Source organism: Leucobacter fengyongliangi (assembly GCF_052386045.1).
In genome coordinates this window covers 701,713-722,522 of the sequence record NZ_CM126356.1, presented here as the reverse complement: position 1 = coordinate 722,522, position 20,810 = coordinate 701,713, and the positions used below count along the sequence as shown (strand labels likewise).

The window sequence follows — 20,810 nt, the reverse complement described above, 5'->3', positions numbered from 1 at the left end:
TCGGGAGTTCACGAGCATCACTTCGGGCGCGCCTGAAGCCCGAGCTGGACGGAGTCCACCAGAATTAGTGGAGGAGCCCGTGCGCCAGCTGAATGAGAGAAAGGAACTGCGAGTGGATCAGTTCGAACTCACCATCTTGTTGGTCCCTCTCGCCGCGGTCGTTGCGCCGCTCCTTGCCGCGCTCGTGCGTCGCGCACTCGTGGTTCCCCTGGTGGTATTCGAGATCGGCCTGGGTGTGCTCATCGGGCCAGCCGGGCTTGGCCTAGTCGCCGACGGCCGCCCGTTGGAATTGATGTCACAGCTGGGACTCGCGATGTTGTTCTTCATGGCTGGCAGCGAGATCGATCCACAGTCAATGCGTGGCCGAACCGGAAAACGTGCCATCTGGGCGTGGGTCGCTTCGGCAGCGCTCGCACTGATCGCCGGATTTCTCATCGGCGACAGTCTTGCGGCCACCGGCATCATTGCGATCGCCCTCACCGGAACTGCGCTCGGCACCATCACACCGATTCTTCGCGACGCGGGAATCGCGCGCGGCCCACTCGGAGCCACGATCAGCGGGGCGGGTGCAGTCGGGGAGTTCGCCCCACTCATCGCAATCTCACTGTTCCTGAGCGGCCACGAACCCCTCGCTGGCAGTATCACCCTGCTGCTCTTCGTCGCCGTGGCGGTGCTCGCTTTCTGGCTCGCATCATCCGGCCCGAAGCAGTGGCTTCACCGAATGGTGAGTGCCACACTCCACACGAGCGGCCAGTTCGCGATCCGCTTCCTAATCCTTGTCCTTGCGGCGATGGTTGCTCTGGCACTCGCGCTCGGTGTCGACTTCCTCCTGGGTGCCTTCACTGCGGGCCTCCTCTCTCGCGTTGTCTTGCGCGGAGGCGCTCCCGATGAGCTGCATGTGATCGAAGCCAAACTTGAATCAGTCTCCTTCGGTTTCTTCGTACCGATCTTCTTCGTGGCGACCGGCGTGTCATTCCCCCTCGCTACGCTCTTTGGCGATCCCCATGCGCTCCTACTTCTCCCGGTATTTGTGCTGGCCATCTTGGTCATTCGGGGGCTGACCGGATTCTTCACCCCGGAGCGGGGAACCTCGTTTTCCGATCGCAGAACCTCGGCACTCTTCATCGCCACTACCCTGCCCCTGGTGATCGCGGTGACTCAGATCGGTGTCGAAAAAGGCGCCATTGACGAGAGCACGGCGGCCGCAATGGTGGGTGCCGCACTGGTCACGGTGCTCCTCTTCCCGCTGCTCGCGCTCGTCGGACGCAATGATTCGGTGAACCCGAATCGCGCCGAGTCTGAGAGTGCGGATACGGACGCGAACGCGGACGCGGATGAAGATGCATTCGCCGAAGACGCCCACGAATAGAAGCGCGAACCGTAGAGAATGAGGGATCGAATGGCGAGCTTACAGGCTGCGGAGCACCCCGGCGGGTGGGCGACTTGGAGAGGGCTTCTGCGCGACGGCCTCCACGCGGTACGGGCGGGCGGATCACGTCTGCTCGGCGTCATGCTCGCGTTTCACCTGGCGACGCTCCTTCTCGCCTTCCCGCTGATCAGTTGGCTCTTCCGTGAGGCGCTCAGAGCGAGCGGAATGCGCGCCCTCGATCTGGCTGCACTCCGCATCGGCGGCGGTACGGTTGTGACGCTCGGACTCATTGTGATCATCTGCGCGCTTGCGCTGTGGCTCGTCTCACTCCAGTTTGCCGTGCTCGTCGTGTTGCTCAGGCGCGCAAGCCTCGGACTACCCCTCACCGCGAGAGACCTCCTCACTGATCTCCGGCAGTTCGCCCGCAAACTGGTGCGCCCCTCGTCATTTCCGCTCCTCGGGTACCTGTTCGTCGTACTCCCGCTCACGGGTTTCGGCTTCACCACGGCCTTCGCCCAGGGCATCTCAATTCCCTCGTTCATCACCGGCGAACTAATGAAGAGTCAGAGCTCGGCCGTGGCACTGACGATCTTCATGCTCATCCTCGCCTTCCTCAACGTGCGACTCGCTCTGACCTTGCCGGTATTCGCACTCACCGACGCCACCGGCGGAAGGGCACTCGCCGCAAGCTGGCGGCTCACGCGTGGGCGGGCGATCCTCCCGCTCATCGGCGCGGTGGTCACGGTGCTCGCCATCTCGGGCATCGCCGCCCTCGCACTCGCGATTGGCGCGATCCTCCCCACCGCGATCACCGACGAAGTTGCCCCCGATGCCTCTCCCCTGGTCGCCGCGTTCAGCCTGGGCATCGCGCAGGTCGTGGGCATGCTCCTCACTGCCCTCATCACCGCCTTTCTGGGCGCAGTGCTGGTCGCTTTTCTGCACAGATATGTGGATCGCCTCCCGGCGCGCCTGCCCCTCCGCCCGCTCTCGGTCGCGCAGTCTCCTCGCCTCACCTCCCGCGTGCCGCGGCTCGTGCTCACCGCGGGCTCCGTCGTGCTTGCCCTCATTCTCAGCGCACTCGCGATTGACACCATGCACCGGCTCGCGAGCCAACCGGATACCTTCGTGCTCGCGCATCGCGGTTTCAGTGATGGCGGAGTTGAGAACACCATCGGCGGGCTTGAGGCCGCGGCTTTGGCGGGTGCCGACCTCGTCGAGATGGATGTCATGCAGTCGAAAGACGGCCAGTTCATCGCGATGCACGATGCTGGGTTGTCTCGCCTCGCCGACATCGACTCGGCGGTGAAGGATCTGACATTCGATGAGCTGACGAGCATCACGGTGCATAACCTCGAGGGGCACGCGGGCACCATTCCCAGCTTCCGCGACTACGTCACACGCGCGGACGAACTGGGCATACCGCTCCTCGTCGAGATCAAGCTCGGAGGCGGCGACACCGATGACCACGTGGAGCGACTCATTGCCGAGCTCGAAGAAATCGGCTCCCTCGAGAACCACATCTATCACTCGCTCGACGCACCGAGCGTCGCGAAATTAAAGCAGCTCCGCCCCGACCTGACCGTGGGCTACACCATGGCATTCGCCGGCCTCGGTGTGCCCGACACCCCTGCAGATTTCATCGTGGTCGAGGAGTGGTCGGCCACCCAAGAGATGCAGGATGACGCGGAGCGGGCCGGGCTGGGGTTCATGGTGTGGACGGTAAATGAAGACACCGGGATGCGGGAGTTACTCCGCCGCGATGTCGACGGGATCATCACCGATCACCCCGACCGTGCGCTGGGTGCCCGCAGCGAAATGCGTGACGAGACGGGCCTCGCGGACACGCTCATTGACGCGCTGACCCGTTTTGTCGTGGTGTTCTAGCTCGCTTCAGCGGATTGGCGCTTGCGACGCAGGTTGCGGATCAGCCTGGCCACCACGAACCACATCAGCAGCGCGAGGATGACGATCACGATGATGTCAGAGAGGAGACCGCTCCACTGCTCGAGAATCGGACGGATCGCGGGGCCGAAGGCGTAGCCGAGGCCGATCCACAGGCCATTCCAGAGGCCCGAACCGATGAACGTGTAAAGCACGAACTTCAGGAAATGCATGCGCTCGATGCCGGCGGGAATGGAGATGAACGAGCGCACGAGCGGCACGCAGCGGCCCACGAGCACTGCGACACCGCCCCAGCGCTGAAAGAACGCCTCAGCGCGATCGAAGTCCTCGTGTTCCATGAGCGGCACTTTGCCGACTAGCCAGCGCGTGCGCGCGCGACCGAATGCGGCACCGATGTAGTACCAAATGATCGCGCCGACGAGCGCGCCGGTGGTGGCCATCGCCCACGCGAGCCAGAAGCTCATCCGGCCCTCGTAGGCGAGGAATCCAGCACCGGGGAGCACCGCCTCGGAGGGGATCGGAGGAATGAAGGTTTCGAGGAGAACCGCCAGGCCCACCCCGACCTCGCCCAGGGTGTCCATCAGGCTGAGGACCCAGCCGATGACCCCGTCGTACTCGGGCGCGCCCGAGGCTTGCGCGAGCACCGAATGCGCCAATGTCATACGGCTCGCTCCGCCATTTCGACGACGTTCTTGAGCAGCAGCGCTCGAGTCATGGGTCCCACCCCGCCGGGATTCGGTGAGATATACCCTGCGACATCGGCAACACCGGGATCAACATCACCGACGACGCGGCTCTTGCCAGTTTCGGGGTCGGTCTTGCGTGAGACACCCACGTCCAGCACAATCGCGCCCGGCTTCACGTCTTCGGCGCGCACGATGCCTTCGACTCCAGCGGCAGCGACGATCACATCGGCGCGACGCAGCTCGGCCCCCAGATCCACCGTGCCCGTGTGCGTCAGGGTGACCGTCGCGTTGTACTCTCGGCGGGTGAGGAGCGGGCCAATGAGCCGACCCACCGTAATACCCCGACCGACCACCACAACGTGCTTCCCCGCCCACGACAGCCCATTGCGTTCGACCAGCTCGATCACGCCACGCGGAGTGCACGGCAACGGCGAGCTAATCGGCGCATTCGCGTTCAGCACGAGCCGCCCGAGATTCGTCGGGTGCAGCCCATCGGCATCCTTATCGGGGTCGATCTTCTCAAGGATGCGGTCGGTGTCAATGTGCTTCGGCAACGGCAACTGCACGATGTATCCGGTGCACTCAGGGTCAGCGTTCAGATCGTCGAGCACCGTCTCGAGTTCCTCCTGCGTGACCGACTCCGGCAGCTCGCGCTTGATCGACGCGATGCCCACCTCTGCGCAATCTCGATGCTTCCCAGCCACGTACCACTGGGATCCGGGGTCGCTCCCGACGAGCACTGTTGCGAGTCCGGGCACGATACCTCGTGCAGCCAAGGCCGCCACGCGATCCGCGAGCTCTCTCTTGATTGCTGCGGCCGCAGCTGTGCCGTCGAGTTTTTGTGCGGTCATGCGGTTGCTCCCCGAAGTGTCGATCCTGCGATCATCTGCGCGCGCGAATGGTGACTGCCTGCTACCACTTCTCGAGACCGGGGTATAGGGGGAACGCATCGGCGAGTGCTGTGACGCGAGCCTTCAACGCCTCGAGATCGCCCGCCTGCTGCAGGGTGAGCGCAATGATGTCGGCGACCTCGGCAAACTCGGTATCGCCAAAGCCACGGGTGGCCAGCGCGGGGGTACCAATGCGCAGGCCGCTCGTAACCATCGGCGGGCGCGGGTCAAACGGCACCGAGTTGCGGTTCACCGTGATGCCGACCGCGTGCAGCGCATCCTCCGCCTGCTGCCCGTCGAGCTCGCTCGTGCGCAGGTCTGCGAGCACGAGGTGCACATCGGTGCCGCCGGTGAGCACGTCAACGCCCGCAGCCTTCGATGCGTCGCTCGTGAGTGCCGTGGAAAGCAGTTTTGCGCCGGAGAGTGTGCGGACCTGGCGATCCTTGAACTCGTCGGTCGCGGCGAGCTTGAACGCAGTCGCCTTCGCCGCGATCACGTGCATGAGGGGCCCGCCCTGCTGGCCGGGGAACACGTTCGAGTTGAGCTTCTTGTGCATCTCGAGGTCGTTGGTCAAAATGAAGCCCGATCGCGGGCCGCCAATTGTCTTGTGCACGGTCGAGGAGACGACGTGCGCGTGCGGCACCGGGTTGGGGTGCAGGCCAGCGGCGACCAGGCCGGCGAAGTGCGCCATATCAACCCAGAGCGTGGCGCCCACCTCGTCAGCGATCGCGCGGAATGCCGCGAAATCAAGGGTGCGCGGGTAAGCAGACCACCCCGCGATAATGACTTTGGGCTTGTGCTCGAGCGCCTGCTGCCGCACCACATCCATGTCAACGAGGAACGTCTCGGGATCCACCCCGTACGAAGCCACCTTGTAGAGCTTGCCCGAGAAATTGAGCTTCATGCCGTGGGTGAGGTGCCCGCCGTGGGCGAGCTCGAGGCCGAGGATCGTGTCGCCCGGCTCGGCAATCGCCGACAGCACGGCCGCGTTCGCCGATGCGCCCGAGTGTGGCTGCACGTTCGCGTAGGCCGCTCCGAACAGGCTCTTGGCACGCTCGCGAGCGAGCTCTTCGGCCACGTCAACGAACTCGCACCCACCGTAGTACCGACGGCCCGGGTAGCCTTCGGCGTACTTGTTGGTGAGCACTGACCCCTGGGCTTCAAGCACCGCGCGTGGTACGAAGTTCTCGCTCGCGATCATCTCGAGCGTGGTGCGCTGGCGGTTCAGCTCATTCTTGAGCACCTCGGCGATCTCGGGATCCACGACCTCGATGGGCTCGTTAAAAAATGCGGACTGGTTCGACATAGCTACTCCTCGAATATGTTCCTCGGCGCAGTGTGCACCGTTTTCACGAACCTGTCGGAACACGGTGTGTTCGTCTCGCGGTTCATGCGGCCCAGGCGAGCGGCCATTAGGTATGGAGGTGTCGTTCCCCAGTGGTACTCCACTTTTTCGCCAGTCACGACGGTGTCCATCCTACCAGCGCGCCCGGAGTGATCCACGTTGCTTGTGGGTGCGCTCCCGAACGGGGGATCTGATCCACCGTTGTTCACCTCAAGGGCCCCTAATTGCGAGAATTCGACCCCTTGAGGTGAACAAGGCTCCCGGAACTGCGCGGGCGCGGTGGCACGAGTGGCGGCAGAACCCCGTAAGACCTCAGGAGCCTAGCGAAGGTCTCAAGCGAGACCAGATCTGATGCGCCCCAGCGGATGATCCGCTTGCCCGTAGTGCCACGAATCCAGTCCTCGCGCCTCTTCTCGTCGATCACAACCTGATGTGGGCTTCGGCCACGGAGAATCCCGTCGTCGGAGTACTTGACCATGCCGTCCACCTCGCCAAACACATCGCACCCGACGAGCTCAAAATCCACGCGAAATGGGGCACCGTTTGGCGATGGAACCTCAACCTGGCTGCGCACCTCAAACCCAAGCAGCTGCAAGTACAGTCGACTGACGCTCTCGAGCACTGAGTCAGCGCTCCCATCAGCGTGCCCGAGTGCCAGTCGAGCGGCGGCGTTGCCCGGTAAGCCCGGCTGGGATACAAGTCGCTGCCTGAGTGAGGCGATCCACTGTTGGCGAGTCTCGCTGCCCTCTCCGGCGAGGCGAGCGGCTGCATCAGCACACGCAACCGACAGCTCGGGAGATTCAGTCCGCGCAACATCGATCACCGTCCGTTCCAGGCAGGTGAACCTGAGTGGACCTATGACCTGCACCTCGGCCTCATCGATCACGGCCGCGTGTTGAAGAACCCGAGTCGAACTGCGTGCGAAGGCGGGAGTCGGGCCGATCGTATGTACGCGAGTTCCTTCGTGCCGGTAGAGCGGCAGCCCATGCAGTGCTGCCGCCGAAACGTGGGAGAACACTGGCTGTCGAACAGCTGCCCTCGCGGCCGCCACAACTCGCATGAGGTGGCGATCTTCGGCATGCAGTATTCGCCATACCTCGCCGTCCGCGTACCACCCGCGTCGCAGGCGTCTGAGTTTGCCCGAGGACACAGCTTGTTCCAGCTCGCGTGCCGAGGTTCCCAGTGCGAGGATCTGGGCTCTACTGCGAAGCTGCGATCCGAGCTCACTGAGCTTACGTCTCATTTCCATACCTTTGATGGTGCGGGCCGGCGGCCCACCACATACCTGCTTCCGGAAGCCTCTGGATAAGTCAGGTGATACCCGGGTTTCCCAGAGTTGGGAGCGAGAAACCTGCACCCGGCGCTCAGGGTTCCAGCGAACTCGCGATCCACATGCGAAACCGGGTTTGGTTAACTCACTCACCCTTCTTCAGCCCAGGGAGCCTTGTTTGCGCGAATAGGGCACCCTGAGGTGAACAGCGCACCTTGACCGGGCGGGTCAGGCAGGGGCGGGCGGGTCAGGCAGGGGCGGGCAGGGCGGCCTCATCGAAACCAGCGCGCCTGGAGTGATCCACTAACGTTGGTGGGATGAACGCCACCGCCACCACAGGCACCCAGTGGGTGCTCACCCTGAGCTGCATCGACGGACCCGGAATTGTTCACGCAATTAGCGGAGCGGTGGTTGCCGCTGGCGGAAACATCGCCGAGAGTCAGCAGTTCGCGAGCGATGACACCGGCCGCTTCTTCATGCGCCTGCAGGTGGAAGCCGTCGCGCAGCCGGAGACCTTCGAGCAGCGCTTCTCCGACGCCCTCACGTCGGTCACCGCCCGGTACAACATGACCTGGCGTCTCGACACGGTGGGACGCCCCACGCGCACGCTGTTGCTTGCGAGCACCGCGACGCACTGCGTAAACGACCTGCTGTACCGGCAGCGCACGGGTCAGCTCCCGATCGAGGTGCCGCTCATACTGTCGAATCATGAGACGGTGCGAGACATCGCCGATTTCTACGGCGTTCCGTTCGAGCACCGGGTGGTGGACGGGCCCGAGGCGAAGGCGGCCTTCGAGGCGCGAGTACTTGAGATCGTCGAAGAACAGCAGATCGAACTGGTGGTGCTCGCGCGATACATGCAGATCCTCTCCCCCGAGCTGTGTGCGGCGCTCAAGGGTCGGGCCATCAATATTCACCACTCATTCCTTCCCGGTTTCAAGGGTGCAAACCCGTACCGCCAGGCGCACGCGCGCGGCGTGAAGCTCATCGGCGCGACCGCACACTTCGTGACCACAGACCTCGATGAGGGCCCCATCATCGAACAAGATGTGGCTCGCGTCGATCACTCCTACACGCCCGAGCGCCTACAGCAGCTTGGTCAGGATGAGGAAGCCCGGACCCTGCGCCGCGCGGTGACCTGGTTCGCCGAGAATCGCCTGCTGCTCGACGGAGATCGCACGATTATTTTCCGGTAGGTTCGGCGAATACCCCGTCGAGCCAATCGAGCACTCGAGTGTTGAGCAAGCTTCGATTCCCCATCTCGCAGTGGTCGGCGGCGGCTTCTTCCGCGGTGAAACGCATCAGCGTTTTCTCACACGTCAACTGCGCATAGAGCGCCTCGGCGCTCGCCGCGAGTGGATCCGCCTCTGCGAGGGTAATCAGCGTCGGGCAACGGATGTCCGCCTCCCGCCCAACCAGTGAGTAGGTGCGGGTGACCTCGATGAAATCCCGCAGCGAGTCCACACCGTTCACCCAGAAGCCGCGCCGCACGATGCTCCAGCGCAGACGCGGGTCCGACTCGATCACCTCCTGCATACCTTCCAGAAATTCGTCACTCAGCAGCGAGAGGTCGTCCACCTGTTCTGGCGACGCGCCCAGCGTTCGCGCGAAGCTCGCCACGGACGCTCCGAGATCCCACTGCCCGGGATCTGCAATGCACGCGGCAAGCCGATGCTCGCCGGAGGCCGCGCGAGGCGCAAGGTACCCACCCAGGCTCCAGCCGCTGATCACGATGCGGCGGGGATCCACTATGGGCAGTTGCTCGACGACATCGATCACTGCGCTCACCACAGTCTCCCAGTCGGGTCGCATCGGCACGCCCTGCTGGTAGAGCACCGCGCCCTGCCCTGGCCCGTCAAACAGCAGCGCGTGATACCCGCGCCGCGTGGCAGCGACGGCCGAAGCGAAGTACACGTCGGGCATCGTCGCGTCGTATCCGTTCGTGAAGATAATGAGTGGGCGCACCGTTCCTGGAGTCTTGTGTTGCGCCGGGATTAGGTATCCGGGCAGCGTGACTCCATCACATTGAATCGCGAGTGGAATCGCGGGCGCTCGAAGGAGCTCGAGGCCCCGGGCGAATGCCTCACTCTGACGCTCGAAGATCTCAAGCAACAGTGGATCCACCGGAGCACCGTACAGGGGATGCAGTGCGGTGCCGAACAGCGCGCTGGCCCGCAGATAGAGATCCGACGCGGTGTGCCAATGGCCGGCCGATGCAGCCTCGGCCGCCCGCGCGACGTTCGCCTCACCCGCCTGCCGAAACGCGCGCGCGAAGTCCGCATCGTTGCCCTCGCCCACCCGCTCGCCGATGGCGAGCACCTCAGCGAGTTCGGGCCCGCCCGCACTCGAATATGCGAGCGGCCAGCGGCCAAATTGATCGTGCAGGTCGTCGACAAACAGGCGCAGCCCCGGGGCGTTCATAGGGTCAGAGTAGCGACCCAGCGGGCTGCTGTCAGCCCACCATCGGAGTTTTCGCTGCGACCAAACCGGTAAATTCCGTGCTGAGGCCCGCGAGCATCGTCTCAAGACCGGTGTGAAACGCGAGTTCTGAAGCGCTGATGCCACGGGTCTCGAGATTCTGCGCACGCGCGACATATGCTGCGCGAAAATGGGGCAGCCCAGCGCCCTCCCCGGGATCCAACATGTCGTCGGGGGCGGCCTCGTCGAGCGCAGCACCGAGCACGAATGACTCGAGGCTCACGATGACGGTCAGCACGCGCTCAATCGGCCAGCCCGCCTCGGTCAGTCCCTCACAGACCTCGTCGTACATGTGGTTCGTGCGCAAGCCCGGCTCGAGTGGTCGCACCGCGAGCAGCGCAATCGTCGGTGGATGCGCCGCGAACGCGTTGCGATACGAAACTGCCCAGCGGTGGAGTGCCTCGTTCCACGGGAGCACGCCAAATCCACTGGTATCGATCCGGTCGCTTACCAGCTCACGCACGCCGCCGATAATGTCATCTTGCCCTCGCACGTGGTTATAGAGCGCGGAGGGCCGCACACCCAGCTCACGGGCGATTTCTCGGATCCCGGCCCCCTGTTCCCCACGCTCGTCGAGCAGGCGCAAGGCCGTGTTCATGATGAGTTCGCGCGTCAGCACCGACTCGCGGGGCCTGCCGCTGCGACGCGCCGGTGCGGTCATCACTCACCCTCCTTTGTGTCACGAACCTAGCGCACTTGAGTGTCGCTAACTCGCGATGTCCGTCGATGCGCTCTACACTAACGAACACTGTTCATTTATTCCGGTCGACCCTGACCGCCGATCCGGCGCTGCTGCCGGGAACGGAGCTGCGCTCGTGTCCATCACTGTTTTCACCGGCGGAACCGTCATCATCGACCCCGACCGTCACGGGCACGTCATCACCTCGCGGGCACTGGCCATCGCCGAAGGCCGCGTCGTCGCAGAGGGCGATGCTGCGGTCGAGCTCGCAGCATCGCACGGGTCCAAGGTGATCGATCTCGCGGGAGGCCTCCTCGCCCCCGCCATGGGAGACGGACACGCCCACCCGGTGCTCGGCGGCCTCGAGGCCACCGGGCCCCAGATTCGTGACGCGTCCGACCTCGCGGGGATCCTCGCGGCGGTCGCCACGTGGAAACGCGAACACCCCGACGCAGGGTGGATCGTCGGCGGCAGCTATGACGCCACGTTTGCCACCGAAGGCCTGTTCGACGCACGCTGGCTCGACGAAGTGACCGGCGACACCCCCACGATCCTGCGCGCATGGGATTATCACACCGCGTGGGTAAATTCGGCTGCGCTCGCCGCGGGTGGCATCACGGCAAACACACCTGACCCCGCGCTGGGTCGCATTCCGCGGCGCGACGACGGCAGCCCGCTGGGCACCCTGCAGGAGAGTGCCGCCAACGATTTCCTCGCCCACGTCGTCCCTCCGTTCTCGACTGAGCAGCGCGTCGCAGCGCTTGAACAGGCCACGCGGGAGTACGCCGCACACGGCACCACCTGGGTGCAAGATGCCTGGGTGGATCCGCAGGATGTCGAGACCTACCGTGCCGCCGCGGCACAGCAGCGGCTCCACACCCGAGTGAATCTCGCGTTCCGCGCCGACCCCGCGCGTTGGAAGGAGCAGATCGCTGAGTTCGTGGGTCTCCGCGACGAGATCCGTTCACTGGGGCATGACCGCCTGAGCGCCGAAACGATCAAGTTTTTCCTTGACGGGGTGATCGAAAGCCACACCGCCGCGATGCTGGATCCGTACGCGGATCGCCCGAACGAGCGCGGCCTGCCCAACTGGAGCGAAGCCGAGCTGACCGCCGCGGCGCTCGCGTTCGATGCAGCGGGGTTCCAGCTGCATTTGCACGCGATCGGCGATGCCGCAAACCGGCTGGCGCTCGACGCGCTTGAAGCCACCGCGGCGCGGAACCCGGCGCGGGAGCGGGCTCACGTCATCGCGCACGTCGCGGTGCTCGCCCCGGGAGACGCGCAGCGATTCGCGAAGATCGGCGTCATTGCGAACTTCGAGCCGTACTGGGCCCAGTGCGATGCGGTGATGCGCGACCTCACGATCCCGCACCTCGGTCACGACCGCGAGGGATGGCAGTACCTCATTGGCACGGTGCTTCGGAGTGGCGCGACGGTCACTTTCGGCAGCGATTGGCCGGTGACGACCAAAGACTGGCGCCCAGCGTTCGCAACCGCGGTGACGCGGCACAGCCATCTCGAGCCAGAGTCCGCCCCGTGGCTCCCCAGCGAGCGCATCACGCCCGGGCAAGCGCTCGCCGCCTACACCTCGGGCATCGCCCGGCAGGCACTTGTCACCGACCGCGGCACGCTCGAAACCGGCATGGTCGCTGACCTCGTCTGGCTTTCGGCTGATCCGCTGTCGATCGACCCGCACTCGGTGCCCGAGATTCAGGTGCTCGGCACCTGGCTCGCCGGAGAGCGCACCTTCGGTTCCTAATTTCACCCTGTCCCCACCCACCATCCGCACTCAGGAGTACACGTGTCACACCCCACCGAACCACCCCGACTGAAGCGGGCGCTCGGTCTCACCGGACTCACCCTGTTCGGGGTGACCTACATGACCGTCATCACGGTCTTCACCACGTATGGCATCGTGAACCAGGTGACCGACGGTCACCTTCCCGCTGCCTACACCCTCGCGGTTGTCGCGATGCTGTTCACCGCGGCGAGCTACGCGGCGATGGTCCGTCGCTATCCGGTTGCGGGATCGGCATACACCTACACGCAGCAATCGTTCGGGGGTGCGGCGGGCTTCCTCACCGGTTGGGTGATGCTGCTCGATTACCTGTTCATCCCGATGATCAACTTCATGCTGATCGGGATCTATCTGAACACACAGTTCCCCGCAATTCCGGTGTGGGTGTTCACCCTTGTCGCGCTCCTGCTGGTGCTGCTGTTCAACATCCTCGGCATCACGCTGGTGAACAAACTGAACTTCGCCATCATCGGGCTCTCGGTGCTCCTCGTTGTGGTGTTCGTTGCGCTCGCGTTCAAGACGGCATTCGGCGGTGACACCGCGGTGAGCTTGATCGAGCCCTTCACCTTCGGCGAGGGGGGCATCGGTGCCATCGCCTCGGGTGCGGCCATCCTCGCGCTTTCGTTCCTCGGCTTCGATGCGGTCTCAACCCTGTCGGAAGAGGCGAAGAACCCCCGCAAGGACATTCCTCGCGCGATCATCCTCTCCACCCTGACCGGTGGGCTTCTCTTCATTCTCGTTGCCTGGGCCGGTGGCCTTGCGTTCCAACCGGAATGGTCGACGCTCTCCGCCGGCGAGATCGAGGCCGCAGGTGTCACGGTGATGGACGTGCTCGGAGGCGAAACGTTCACTGCGTTCTTCGTCGCGATCTACGTGGTCGGGGCATTCGGCTCAGGTATGACCGGCCAGGTGTCGGTCTCGCGAATCCTCTACGCGATGGGTCGAGACGGCATGCTCCCGAAGCCGCTTGCGAGGCTTGGGCGTCGCTTTGGCACGCCGATCGTCGCCGCGGTGACTGTCTCCGTGTTCGCGCTGTCGGCGCTCTTCCTCAGTCTCGAAGCGGTGGCTTTCATGATCAGCTTCGGCGCACTCGCAGCTTTCGCGATGGTCAATCTGTCGGTCATTCGCACCTACCTTTTCCCGAAGGGCGGTCGCCGGCAGCCGCTCACCGTGCGCGCCGTCCTGGCCTACGGTGTGCCCCCGGTCATTGGGTTCGCGCTCACCATTTGGCTGTGGACTTCACTCCAGCCAGCAACCTGGCTTGTCGGGGCAATTTGGCTGGCCATCGGCGCCGGGATCATCGCAATCGTCACCGGCGGTTTCAAGCGTCCGGTGCCAAAGATGGACTTCTCCGAGGGCGAGCCCAGCACCGAGCAGATCGACGCACTCGGGGAGAAATACCCGCTTCTCGGCGACCGCGCCTAAAAGAGGCTCGCGCCACCCTGTCCTCGAGAGGTCAGAATATGCGGGCAGGCAGCCCAGTTCCGAGCATATTTTGACCTCTCGCGGTCGTTCGCCTGGCGCGAGACTGGGCCGACGCGACGCTAGCGCAGGTGTTCGACGTCACCCGCGCTGACGGTCAGCTGCCCACCGGTGGGAAGATCCACCAGCAGAGACCCGTCATCGGCGAGGCCACGAGCCCGGCCGTCAACCACCTCGTCGCCGGGCAGGTGCACGCGCACCTCGCTGCCCAGGGTGAGTGAGTGCCGCAGCACCAGCGCGCGAGCGGCCTGCGGCTGATCTGCGGCGAGCGCGGCGAGGCGCAACAGTTCTTCGGCGAGCGCGGCGATGACCCGGTCAGCGAGTTCTTCACCCAGTGGATCGGCGACCGTCTCGGCACCCCCCACGTTGCCGCCCGCGGCGAGCACCGAGGTGGCGCGGTCGGTGGGGAGCTCCCACTCGGGGATGAGGAGGTTCACGCCCATCCCCACGATGACGGATCCGTCGGGCAGCATTTCGCACAGCACCCCGCACAGCTTTAGCCCGGGTCGCCCGGCCTCGGCATCATCCTCGTCCCGCACGTGTACGTCGTTGGGCCACTTGACGCCGACACGCAGGCCCTCGGGGAAGAGCGGCTGCAGCGCCGCGGTGACCGCGGATCCTGCGAGCAACGGCAGCCAGCTCACACCCAGGCCACGCGCGCCGAAGGTACGAATCAGCACCGAGATGGCGAGCGCGGTGCCGGGCGGGGTGATCCACTCGCGACTGAGGCGCCCCCGACCCGCGGTTTGATCGGCGGTCGCCAGAAGCGTGCCGTGTGGAAGTTCTTCGCTGCGCACGGCCTCGCGCAGCGCTGCGTTGGTCGATGGTGCGCTGTCCATCCAGATGGCGCGCGGCACGACGCGGCGGGTATTGGTGAGTTCCATGATGAATCAGCCTACTTCTTTGGCGATTACCTACGACCCGCGGCATGCGCGGCGCGCTAGGCTGGCATCCGTGACATCAGAGACATCGAACGCTCCGTCGACCGCGGCGAAGATCGCCGATCACCGCCGCAAGTATCAGGAGGCCGTCGGAGACCGCGATGCCGCGGCCGCCGCCAAGCAGCATCCCCGCGGCAAGATGACCGCGCGCGAACGTATCGCAGCGCTCGTCGATCCTGGATCGTTTGTCGAATTCGACAAGTTCGTGAAACACCGCAGCACGGCCTTCGGCATGGACGCAAATCGCCCGGTGGGCGATGCGGTCGTGACCGGTGCCGGCACGATTCACGGGCGCCAGGTGGTCGTCTACTCGCAAGACTTCACGACGTTTGGTGGATCGCTGGGCGAGGTAGCCGGCGAGAAGATCGTAAAGGCCATGGAATACGCGCTGAAGACGGGCGCGCCGATTCTCGGCATTCTCGACTCGGGCGGCGCCCGAATTCAGGAGGGCGTGGTCTCGCTCTCGAACTACGCGAAGATCTTCCGCCGCAACACGATGGCCTCGGGTGTCATTCCGCAGATTTCGATCGTTATGGGCCCATCCGCGGGCGGCGCGGTCTACTCCCCCGCGCTCACCGATTTCGTCATCATGGTCGATAAGACGAGCCACATGTTCGTCACCGGGCCCGACGTGATCAAGACCGTCACCGGCGAGGAGGTGGGCTTCGAGGAACTTGGCGGGGCGCTCACCCATAACAAGACGAGCGGTGTCTCGCACTACCTCGCAAGCGACGAGCTCGATGCCCTCGACTACGCGCGCGCGCTCATCAGCTACCTTCCCGACAACAACCTCGCCGAGTCGCCGATCTATGACAGCGACACGGCGCTGCAGATCACCGATGCCGATCGGCGCCTGAACACGATCATCCCGGACAGCCCGAACCAGCCATACGACATAGTGACGATCATCGAGGCGATCCTCGACTCGGGCGATTTCCTTGAGGTGCAACCGCTCTTCGCGCCAAACATGCTGATCGGCTTTGGCCGGGTTGAGGGCCGCACCGTCGGCATCGTCGCCAACCAGCCCAACCAGATGGCGGGCACGCTGAACATCGACGCGAGCGAGAAGGCCGCCCGCTTCGTGCGCTTCTGCGACGCGTTCTCGATCCCGATCCTCACCCTCGTCGATGTGCCCGGCTACCTGCCCGGCACCGATCAGGAGTTCCAGGGGGTGATCCGCCGCGGTGCCAAGCTGCTGTATGCCTACGCCGAGGCAACCGTGCCGCTCGTCACCATCATCACGCGCAAGGCCTACGGCGGCGCGTACATCGTGATGGGGTCGAAGGAAATGGGCGCTGATTTCAACATAGCCTGGCCCACGGCCGAGATCGCAGTGATGGGGGGCGCTGGCGCGGTCAACATCCTGTACCGCAAAGAACTCGCCGCGGCCGAGGCCGAGGGACGCGATGTCGAGGCCCTCCGGGCCGAACTCACTGCGCAGTACAACGCCGATGTCACCAGCCCCTTCCTCGCCGCCGAGCGTGGGGAGCTCGACAACGTGCTCGAACCCGCGGGGACCCGTCTGGCCGTCATCAAAGCGCTGCGGGGCCTGCGTGGCAAGCGCGCAGAGCAGCCGGCCAAGAAGCACGGAAACATCCCGCTATAGCGGGTGGATCGAGGCGAAACGTGAATGCAACACCCCCGCTCCCGCCAGATGCCGCCGCGCGTGATGCCGCAAAGCGCGACGGCTCCGGTGACGGCGATGGCGCAATTCGTGGTGACGATTTCCGATTTGCGACGCGCCATCTCAGCGACGAAGAACAAGCCGCGGTCATCACTGTCCTCACTCGGGTGCGTGCTGAGGAAACAGAACTGATGAAGCGCGTGGAACGACGCGAGATTCAGCCCTGGGTCAGGTCCCAACGCGTGCCCGAGGGCATCGGGGACCTCCTCATCGAAGGCTAGTCTGGAACGCATGGCGAATACGGCGGACGAGGCACGGCGTCAGCTCGCTGCCGCGCTCGCGAAGGGGTTCGATCACGGCATTTCGCCGCAGACCACCACCACCCTGCGCCGTGAACTTCGACACTCGGCGGTGCTCGTCTTGTTCGGCCCGCTCGACGACGTGCCCGCCAGGCCCAACGGCGAGCTCGCCGTATCGACCGAACTTGACGTGCTACTGACGCGGCGCGCAGACCACATGAGACATCACCCGGGGCAGATCGCGTTTCCGGGAGGAGGGGTCGATCCGGGCGACGCGAACCTTGCAGAGACCGCGCTGCGAGAGGCCGCGGAGGAGACCGGGTTGGACCCGTCAGGAGTCGAGATCATCGGCTCCATGCCCGCGATCCACGTTCGGGTGAGCAACAACCTCGTCACTCCCGTCATCGGGTGGTGGCATCTGCCGAGCCCGGTGGTCGCAGACCACTCAGAGTCTGTGGAGGTCTTTCGCGTTCCGGTGGCTGAGCTCTTGCGCCCTGCAGCTCGCGGCACCTCGGTGCTGCGCAGGGGAACACACACCTTCCGCGGCGAAGGATTTCAGCTCGGGCCCCAGTTCGGGGGACACATCGTGTGGGGGTTCACCGGCATGCTGTTATCCAACATTTTTGATGCGGTGGGGTGGGCCGAGCACTGGGATCGCTCCCGCGAGTTCCCGATCACGCTCTGATCACGCGGTGATTGCGCGGCCGGGCCCTAGCTACGCGTGTGTCGTGTCTGCGCGCGAGGGGAAGGTGGTCGTCGTGTCCCCCAGCTGCAGCGCCAACGCGGTGGCCTTCGCGGCGTCTTCGAGGTTGAGGGCACGACGGTAGGTGGCACGCACCGTGTCGCCCACGACCGAACACCCGTGATGCTGCATGATCACGCAGTCGTGCTCCCTCAGTTGCTCCGCCGCCGAGTCTGCCAGCTCATCGGACCCGTTGGGATAGAAGGGCGTCACCCCCACCGAGCCGACATACAGCGCGTGGTCGAGCGTGAGCAGCCGAATGGGGTGTCCAAGGCTTGCGAGCACGACCGCGTGGTGCGGGTGGAGGTGAATCACGCACTCGGCATCGGGGCGTGCGGCGTAGGCACGCTGGTGCAGGCGCCACTCGCTCGACGGTGTTGGCGCGCCCCCGGTCACCTCACCCGAAAGGGTCATTTCGCTAAAATCCTCGCGAGTCAAGCGATCGAACCACGTTCCCGAGGCGGTGACAATGAACCGATCCTCCGACAGCCGAGCCGAGAGATTGCCGCCGCTGGCAAGTACCAGCCCGCGCGACACGGCATCTCGCCCCACCTCAATCAGCTCGTCGATGAGCTGGATCCGTTCCGCCCGCATCTCGTCTCCTGTCTGCCTGTCTCGAGTGACTCGATGCCTTTGCCGTCACCGTGGATCCTTGCACCCGGTAGGGTGACGCAGAAGCGGCCAGGGCCCGCCGTATTGCCTAGCGCTCGGCAGCGGCCTGCGCGAGCGCCGCACGCGCGGCCTCGACCACCTGCGGGTCGACGGGGTACTGGTGCTCAGGCGCGGGGAAGACGCCGCCGCGTACTTCCGCGGCATACGCCGAGATCCCTGCGACCATGTCATCTCCAATGGTGGCGAATTGCTTCACAAATTTCGCGGTGTGACCCTCGGTCATGCCGAGCAGGTCGTGCAACACGAGCACCTGACCGTCGGCAGGACCCGCACCGATGCCAATCACCGGGATGCGCAGTTCCGGCGTCGCAAGCGACGCGATGTCGCTGGGCACCGCCTCGGCGACGAGCGCGACAGCTCCCGCTTGCTCAACGGCGAGCGCCTCGGTCACGAAGCGGGTCGCCGTTTCGACCGTCCGACCCTGCGCGCGGAAGCCGCCGAGTGCGGTCGCCGTTTGCGGGGTGAGACCAATGTGCCCGACCACGGGAATTCCCGCCGCCGTGATCGCGCGGATGCGGCTGAGTCGCTCCGGTGTCGCCCCCTCGATCTTCACCGCATCGGCACCCGCCTCTTTCACGAAGCGGATCGCGGTCTCGACCGCCTGCGCGTCGGAAAGTTCGGTCGAGCCGAAGGGCACGTCACACAGGAGTAGTGCCTCCGAGATACCCCGACGAACGGCCGCCGACAGCATAATCATCTCGTCGGTACTGATCGCGACGGTTGAATCACGCCCCAGCACCACTTGGGCCCCCGAATCGCCGACGAGAACAACATCGACGCCCGCTCGATCCGCCATGCGAGCACTCGGGAAATCGTAGGCAGTCACCATGACGATTTGCTCGCCGCGGAGCTTCATCTCGGAGAGACCTGGAATCGTGAGTCTTGGGCGAGTCACTGAGCAACCTCCGGTTACGTGATGCGAACGCCAGGCGAGTCACCCGGCTACGTCACCCAGGTTACCGCTCGGCGTCGATCGGGGGCACGGGGACGAGCAGAACGTTGTCGATGAGTCGTACGTTTTCGACCTGAGCGGCGATGACGCAGAGCGCTGGGCCGGTCACTTCATCGAGGGGTTCAAGCCCGTCAGGATCCACAATCTCGAGGTATTCGGGGTCGATGTGCTGGGCGCGCAGCACAGTCAGCGCCCGCCTGCGCAGCGGGTCGACGCGGGCCTCACCCGCACTCAGCGCCGTTTCAATCTCGCGCAGCGCGCTCGGAATGGCGAGCGCACGTAGTCGTGCCGCAGGCGACAGGCGAGTGTTTCGACTGGATCTGGCAAGTCCGCCTTCTTCTCGGGAGGTGGGGCAACTGACAATCCGCGTCGGAATGCCGAGGTCGGCAACCATGCGTCGCACCACTACCACCTGTTGCGCATCCTTCGCACCAAAGTACGCCGAGTCGGGATTGGCCGCGATCAGGAGCTTGGCGACGACGGTAGCGACGCCGTCGAAATGCGCGCTACCACGCATCGCCCCCTCGAGCGACTCGGTGATGCGTCCCGTGACGCGCACCGTCGTCACGAAGCCTTCGGGATAAATCTCGGCGACTTCGGGCGCGAATATGAGGTTCGCGCCCGCCGAGGCCGCGAGCTCGACATCACGCGTCTCATCGCGCGGGTAGGTTTCGAGATCCGCAGCGTCGTTGAACTGTGTAGGGTTCACGAAAATCGAGACCACAACATGCTCGTGATCCCGCCGCGCCGCCCGGATCAACGAGAGGTGACCCTCGTGCAGCGCCCCCATTGTGGGGACGAGCCCGACACCCTCTGCCCCGGTCTCAGCAAGCGCCTCGCGCAGAGCGGCGACCGTACGAACAACCTTCATGCGTTTTCTCCGCTTCGCGATGGATCTGCTAAGTGCTGGGTGGCTGCGGCGAGGGCATCGAACAACCCCAGGTACTCCGGCGTGCGCTCAGCCACCGCGTGGCGCTGCCGCGCAACTGTCTCACTGTCACCGCGTGCGATCGGCCCGGTGAGCGCCTCCGCCGCGCCGCGTTCCGCCCAGTTCTCCACCGCGCTGCGCACGAGCGGAACGAGGGCTTCCCTGCCCACGCCGGCGGTCTTCGCCAGCTGCTCCGCCGCACCCTCGATGGTGACGAGGAAGTTCGCGGCCATCGATGCGGCCGCGTGGTAGGCGGCTCGATCCGCATCGCGGACCCAGAATGACCGCATTCCGAGCAGGTCTGCGAGATCTCTCGCTGTTTGCTCGGCTCGGGGTGTTGTTCCGTCGATTGCCGCGAAACCCCCGCGGAAGTCGTGCGCAGCGTCAGCAACGCTGGTGAGCGGGTGCACACTGAATGCTTCATGTGGAGCAAGTGGAGAGAGCTCGGTGGCTCCAGAAAAGTGACCGACGAGGGCCCCCGGCGCGATGAGCCTTGCGGCATCACGTATTGCTGAGTCTGGCACCGCGAGCAAGACGATATCGGCTTTCTCTCCACGATCGCCACGGCCCGCAGGTCCGCTCACCTCGATACCGAGTTGGCGCAGACTCCGGGCAATTGCGGTGCCCACACGCCCGGCGCCGACGACTCTCACCCGGGCATTTCCCAGCCCAGAGGCCCCGCTGGGACGCAATTCATCGGTGGAGCACACGGTTCTCAGCCTATCGGGCCGCCGTCTCCCCGTTCGCTGCTCG

19 protein-coding genes and 1 riboswitch are annotated in these 20,810 nt (G+C 64.9%); of the genes, 8 read left to right on the top strand and 11 right to left on the bottom strand.

Annotated features, from left to right (window positions below; translation table 11 throughout):
• The first annotated feature begins 112 nt into the window (after window positions 1–112).
• Together ACTNFK_RS03385 and ACTNFK_RS03380 are read left to right on the top strand one after the other, a co-directional pair.
• Window positions 113–1,369 carry a cation:proton antiporter gene (locus tag ACTNFK_RS03385; protein WP_435937274.1) on the top strand — a complete coding sequence of 419 codons (1,257 nt, stop codon included), beginning with the start codon at window positions 113–115 and terminating at the stop codon, window positions 1,367–1,369.
• A 30-nt stretch (window positions 1,370–1,399) separates the two neighbouring features.
• Window positions 1,400–3,253, top strand: a complete 1,854-nt coding sequence (locus tag ACTNFK_RS03380; protein ID WP_435937273.1) for a glycerophosphoryl diester phosphodiesterase membrane domain-containing protein — start codon at window positions 1,400–1,402, stop codon at window positions 3,251–3,253.
• On the opposite strand, the gene ACTNFK_RS03375 is transcribed toward ACTNFK_RS03380, so the two are convergent.
• The 4 genes from ACTNFK_RS03375 to ACTNFK_RS03360 all read right to left on the bottom strand — a co-directional run bounded on the left by ACTNFK_RS03375 (window position 3,250) and on the right by ACTNFK_RS03360 (window position 7,435).
• Complete coding sequence (locus ACTNFK_RS03375; RefSeq protein WP_435937272.1) at window positions 3,250–3,933, bottom strand: DedA family protein; 684 nt, start codon at window positions 3,931–3,933, stop codon at window positions 3,250–3,252. The genes ACTNFK_RS03380 and ACTNFK_RS03375 overlap by 4 nt on opposite strands.
• Window positions 3,930–4,808, bottom strand: coding sequence for a bifunctional methylenetetrahydrofolate dehydrogenase/methenyltetrahydrofolate cyclohydrolase (locus ACTNFK_RS03370; protein WP_435937271.1), 879 nt, complete (start codon window positions 4,806–4,808; stop codon window positions 3,930–3,932). Before ACTNFK_RS03370 ends, ACTNFK_RS03375 begins: the two co-directional genes overlap by 4 nt.
• 61 nt (window positions 4,809–4,869) lie before the next feature.
• Entirely contained in the window at window positions 4,870–6,153 is a 1,284-nt protein-coding gene (gene glyA / locus ACTNFK_RS03365; RefSeq protein ID WP_435937270.1) for a serine hydroxymethyltransferase, read from the bottom strand.
• 82 nt (window positions 6,154–6,235) lie between these two features.
• Window positions 6,236–6,321: riboswitch (ZMP/ZTP riboswitch) on the bottom strand.
• A 91-nt stretch (window positions 6,322–6,412) separates the two neighbouring features.
• Window positions 6,413–7,435, bottom strand: coding sequence for a hypothetical protein (locus ACTNFK_RS03360; RefSeq protein WP_435937269.1), 1,023 nt, complete (start codon window positions 7,433–7,435; stop codon window positions 6,413–6,415).
• A gap of 344 nt (window positions 7,436–7,779) precedes the next feature.
• Here ACTNFK_RS03360 and purU point away from each other — a divergent pair, with 344 nt between their 5' ends.
• A complete protein-coding gene (gene purU / locus ACTNFK_RS03355; RefSeq protein ID WP_435937268.1) occupies window positions 7,780–8,658 on the top strand; it encodes a formyltetrahydrofolate deformylase in 879 nt (292 codons plus the stop codon).
• Here purU and ACTNFK_RS03350 read toward each other — a convergent pair.
• Both ACTNFK_RS03350 and ACTNFK_RS03345 read right to left on the bottom strand, forming a co-directional pair.
• Entirely contained in the window at window positions 8,645–9,883 is a 1,239-nt protein-coding gene (locus ACTNFK_RS03350) for an alpha/beta hydrolase family protein (protein ID WP_435937267.1), read from the bottom strand. The genes purU and ACTNFK_RS03350 overlap by 14 nt on opposite strands.
• Before the next feature lie 31 nt (window positions 9,884–9,914).
• Window positions 9,915–10,601, bottom strand: coding sequence for a TetR/AcrR family transcriptional regulator C-terminal domain-containing protein (locus ACTNFK_RS03345; RefSeq protein WP_435937266.1), 687 nt, complete (start codon window positions 10,599–10,601; stop codon window positions 9,915–9,917).
• A 154-nt stretch (window positions 10,602–10,755) separates the two neighbouring features.
• Between ACTNFK_RS03345 and ACTNFK_RS03340 the strand changes: the two genes are divergently transcribed.
• Together ACTNFK_RS03340 and ACTNFK_RS03335 are read left to right on the top strand one after the other, a co-directional pair.
• Window positions 10,756–12,378: an amidohydrolase gene (locus ACTNFK_RS03340; protein ID WP_435937265.1), complete on the top strand. Its 1,623-nt coding sequence runs from the start codon at window positions 10,756–10,758 to the stop codon at window positions 12,376–12,378.
• Between the two features lie 42 nt (window positions 12,379–12,420).
• The gene (locus tag ACTNFK_RS03335) at window positions 12,421–13,842 is read left to right on the top strand and encodes an APC family permease (RefSeq protein WP_435937264.1); all 1,422 of its coding nucleotides are present in this window, start codon (window positions 12,421–12,423) and stop codon (window positions 13,840–13,842) included.
• Window positions 13,843–13,961: 119 nt separating this feature from the next.
• Here ACTNFK_RS03335 and ACTNFK_RS03330 read toward each other — a convergent pair whose 3' ends face one another.
• A complete protein-coding gene (locus ACTNFK_RS03330) occupies window positions 13,962–14,783 on the bottom strand; it encodes a biotin--[acetyl-CoA-carboxylase] ligase (protein ID WP_435937263.1) in 822 nt (273 codons plus the stop codon).
• Window positions 14,784–14,844: 61 nt separating this feature from the next.
• Here ACTNFK_RS03330 and ACTNFK_RS03325 point away from each other — a divergent pair, with 61 nt between their 5' ends.
• The 3 genes from ACTNFK_RS03325 to ACTNFK_RS03315 are packed head-to-tail and all read left to right on the top strand — an operon-like array spanning window position 14,845 to window position 17,448.
• Window positions 14,845–16,446, top strand: a complete 1,602-nt coding sequence (locus ACTNFK_RS03325; RefSeq protein ID WP_435937294.1) for an acyl-CoA carboxylase subunit beta — start codon at window positions 14,845–14,847, stop codon at window positions 16,444–16,446.
• A gap of 20 nt (window positions 16,447–16,466) precedes the next feature.
• Complete coding sequence (locus ACTNFK_RS03320) at window positions 16,467–16,745, top strand: hypothetical protein (RefSeq protein WP_433646683.1); 279 nt, start codon at window positions 16,467–16,469, stop codon at window positions 16,743–16,745.
• A 10-nt stretch (window positions 16,746–16,755) separates the two neighbouring features.
• Window positions 16,756–17,448 (top strand): NUDIX hydrolase, encoded by a 693-nt coding sequence (locus tag ACTNFK_RS03315; protein WP_435937262.1) that lies wholly within the window; start codon window positions 16,756–16,758, stop codon window positions 17,446–17,448.
• A gap of 30 nt (window positions 17,449–17,478) precedes the next feature.
• Here ACTNFK_RS03315 and ACTNFK_RS03310 read toward each other — a convergent pair whose 3' ends face one another.
• From ACTNFK_RS03310 to ACTNFK_RS03295, 4 genes are all read right to left on the bottom strand, one after another.
• Window positions 17,479–18,099, bottom strand: a complete 621-nt coding sequence (locus tag ACTNFK_RS03310) for a class II aldolase/adducin family protein (protein WP_435937260.1) — start codon at window positions 18,097–18,099, stop codon at window positions 17,479–17,481.
• A gap of 106 nt (window positions 18,100–18,205) precedes the next feature.
• A complete protein-coding gene (gene panB, locus ACTNFK_RS03305; protein WP_433646686.1) occupies window positions 18,206–19,072 on the bottom strand; it encodes a 3-methyl-2-oxobutanoate hydroxymethyltransferase in 867 nt (288 codons plus the stop codon).
• Window positions 19,073–19,133: 61 nt separating this feature from the next.
• A complete protein-coding gene (panC, locus tag ACTNFK_RS03300) occupies window positions 19,134–20,000 on the bottom strand; it encodes a pantoate--beta-alanine ligase (RefSeq protein WP_435937259.1) in 867 nt (288 codons plus the stop codon).
• Window positions 19,997–20,767, bottom strand: coding sequence for a DUF2520 domain-containing protein (locus ACTNFK_RS03295; RefSeq protein WP_435937258.1), 771 nt, complete (start codon window positions 20,765–20,767; stop codon window positions 19,997–19,999). The genes panC and ACTNFK_RS03295 overlap by 4 nt, the downstream gene beginning before the upstream one ends.
• Between the last annotated feature and the right edge of the window lie 43 nt (window positions 20,768–20,810).

Excerpts from the sequence above, each read along its gene's own strand:
- ACTNFK_RS03360 (WP_435937269.1), bottom strand. The coding sequence starts at position 7,435 with ATGAGACGTAAGCTCAGTGAGCTCGGATCGCAGCTTCGCAGTAGAGCC.
- ACTNFK_RS03345 (WP_435937266.1), bottom strand. The coding sequence starts at position 10,601 with ATGACCGCACCGGCGCGTCGCAGCGGCAGGCCCCGCGAGTCGGTGCTG.
- panC (WP_435937259.1), bottom strand. The coding sequence starts at position 20,000 with ATGAAGGTTGTTCGTACGGTCGCCGCTCTGCGCGAGGCGCTTGCTGAG.
- ACTNFK_RS03370 (WP_435937271.1), bottom strand. The coding sequence starts at position 4,808 with ATGACCGCACAAAAACTCGACGGCACAGCTGCGGCCGCAGCAATCAAG.
- ACTNFK_RS03310 (WP_435937260.1), bottom strand. The coding sequence starts at position 18,099 with ATGCGGGCGGAACGGATCCAGCTCATCGACGAGCTGATTGAGGTGGGG.
- ACTNFK_RS03375 (WP_435937272.1), bottom strand. The coding sequence starts at position 3,933 with ATGACATTGGCGCATTCGGTGCTCGCGCAAGCCTCGGGCGCGCCCGAG.
- ACTNFK_RS03350 (WP_435937267.1), bottom strand. The coding sequence starts at position 9,883 with ATGAACGCCCCGGGGCTGCGCCTGTTTGTCGACGACCTGCACGATCAA.
- glyA (WP_435937270.1), bottom strand. The coding sequence starts at position 6,153 with ATGTCGAACCAGTCCGCATTTTTTAACGAGCCCATCGAGGTCGTGGAT.
- ACTNFK_RS03315 (WP_435937262.1), top strand. The coding sequence starts at position 16,756 with ATGGCGAATACGGCGGACGAGGCACGGCGTCAGCTCGCTGCCGCGCTC.
- purU (WP_435937268.1), top strand. The coding sequence starts at position 7,780 with ATGAACGCCACCGCCACCACAGGCACCCAGTGGGTGCTCACCCTGAGC.
- ACTNFK_RS03380 (WP_435937273.1), top strand. The coding sequence starts at position 1,400 with ATGGCGAGCTTACAGGCTGCGGAGCACCCCGGCGGGTGGGCGACTTGG.
- ACTNFK_RS03330 (WP_435937263.1), bottom strand. The coding sequence starts at position 14,783 with ATGGAACTCACCAATACCCGCCGCGTCGTGCCGCGCGCCATCTGGATG.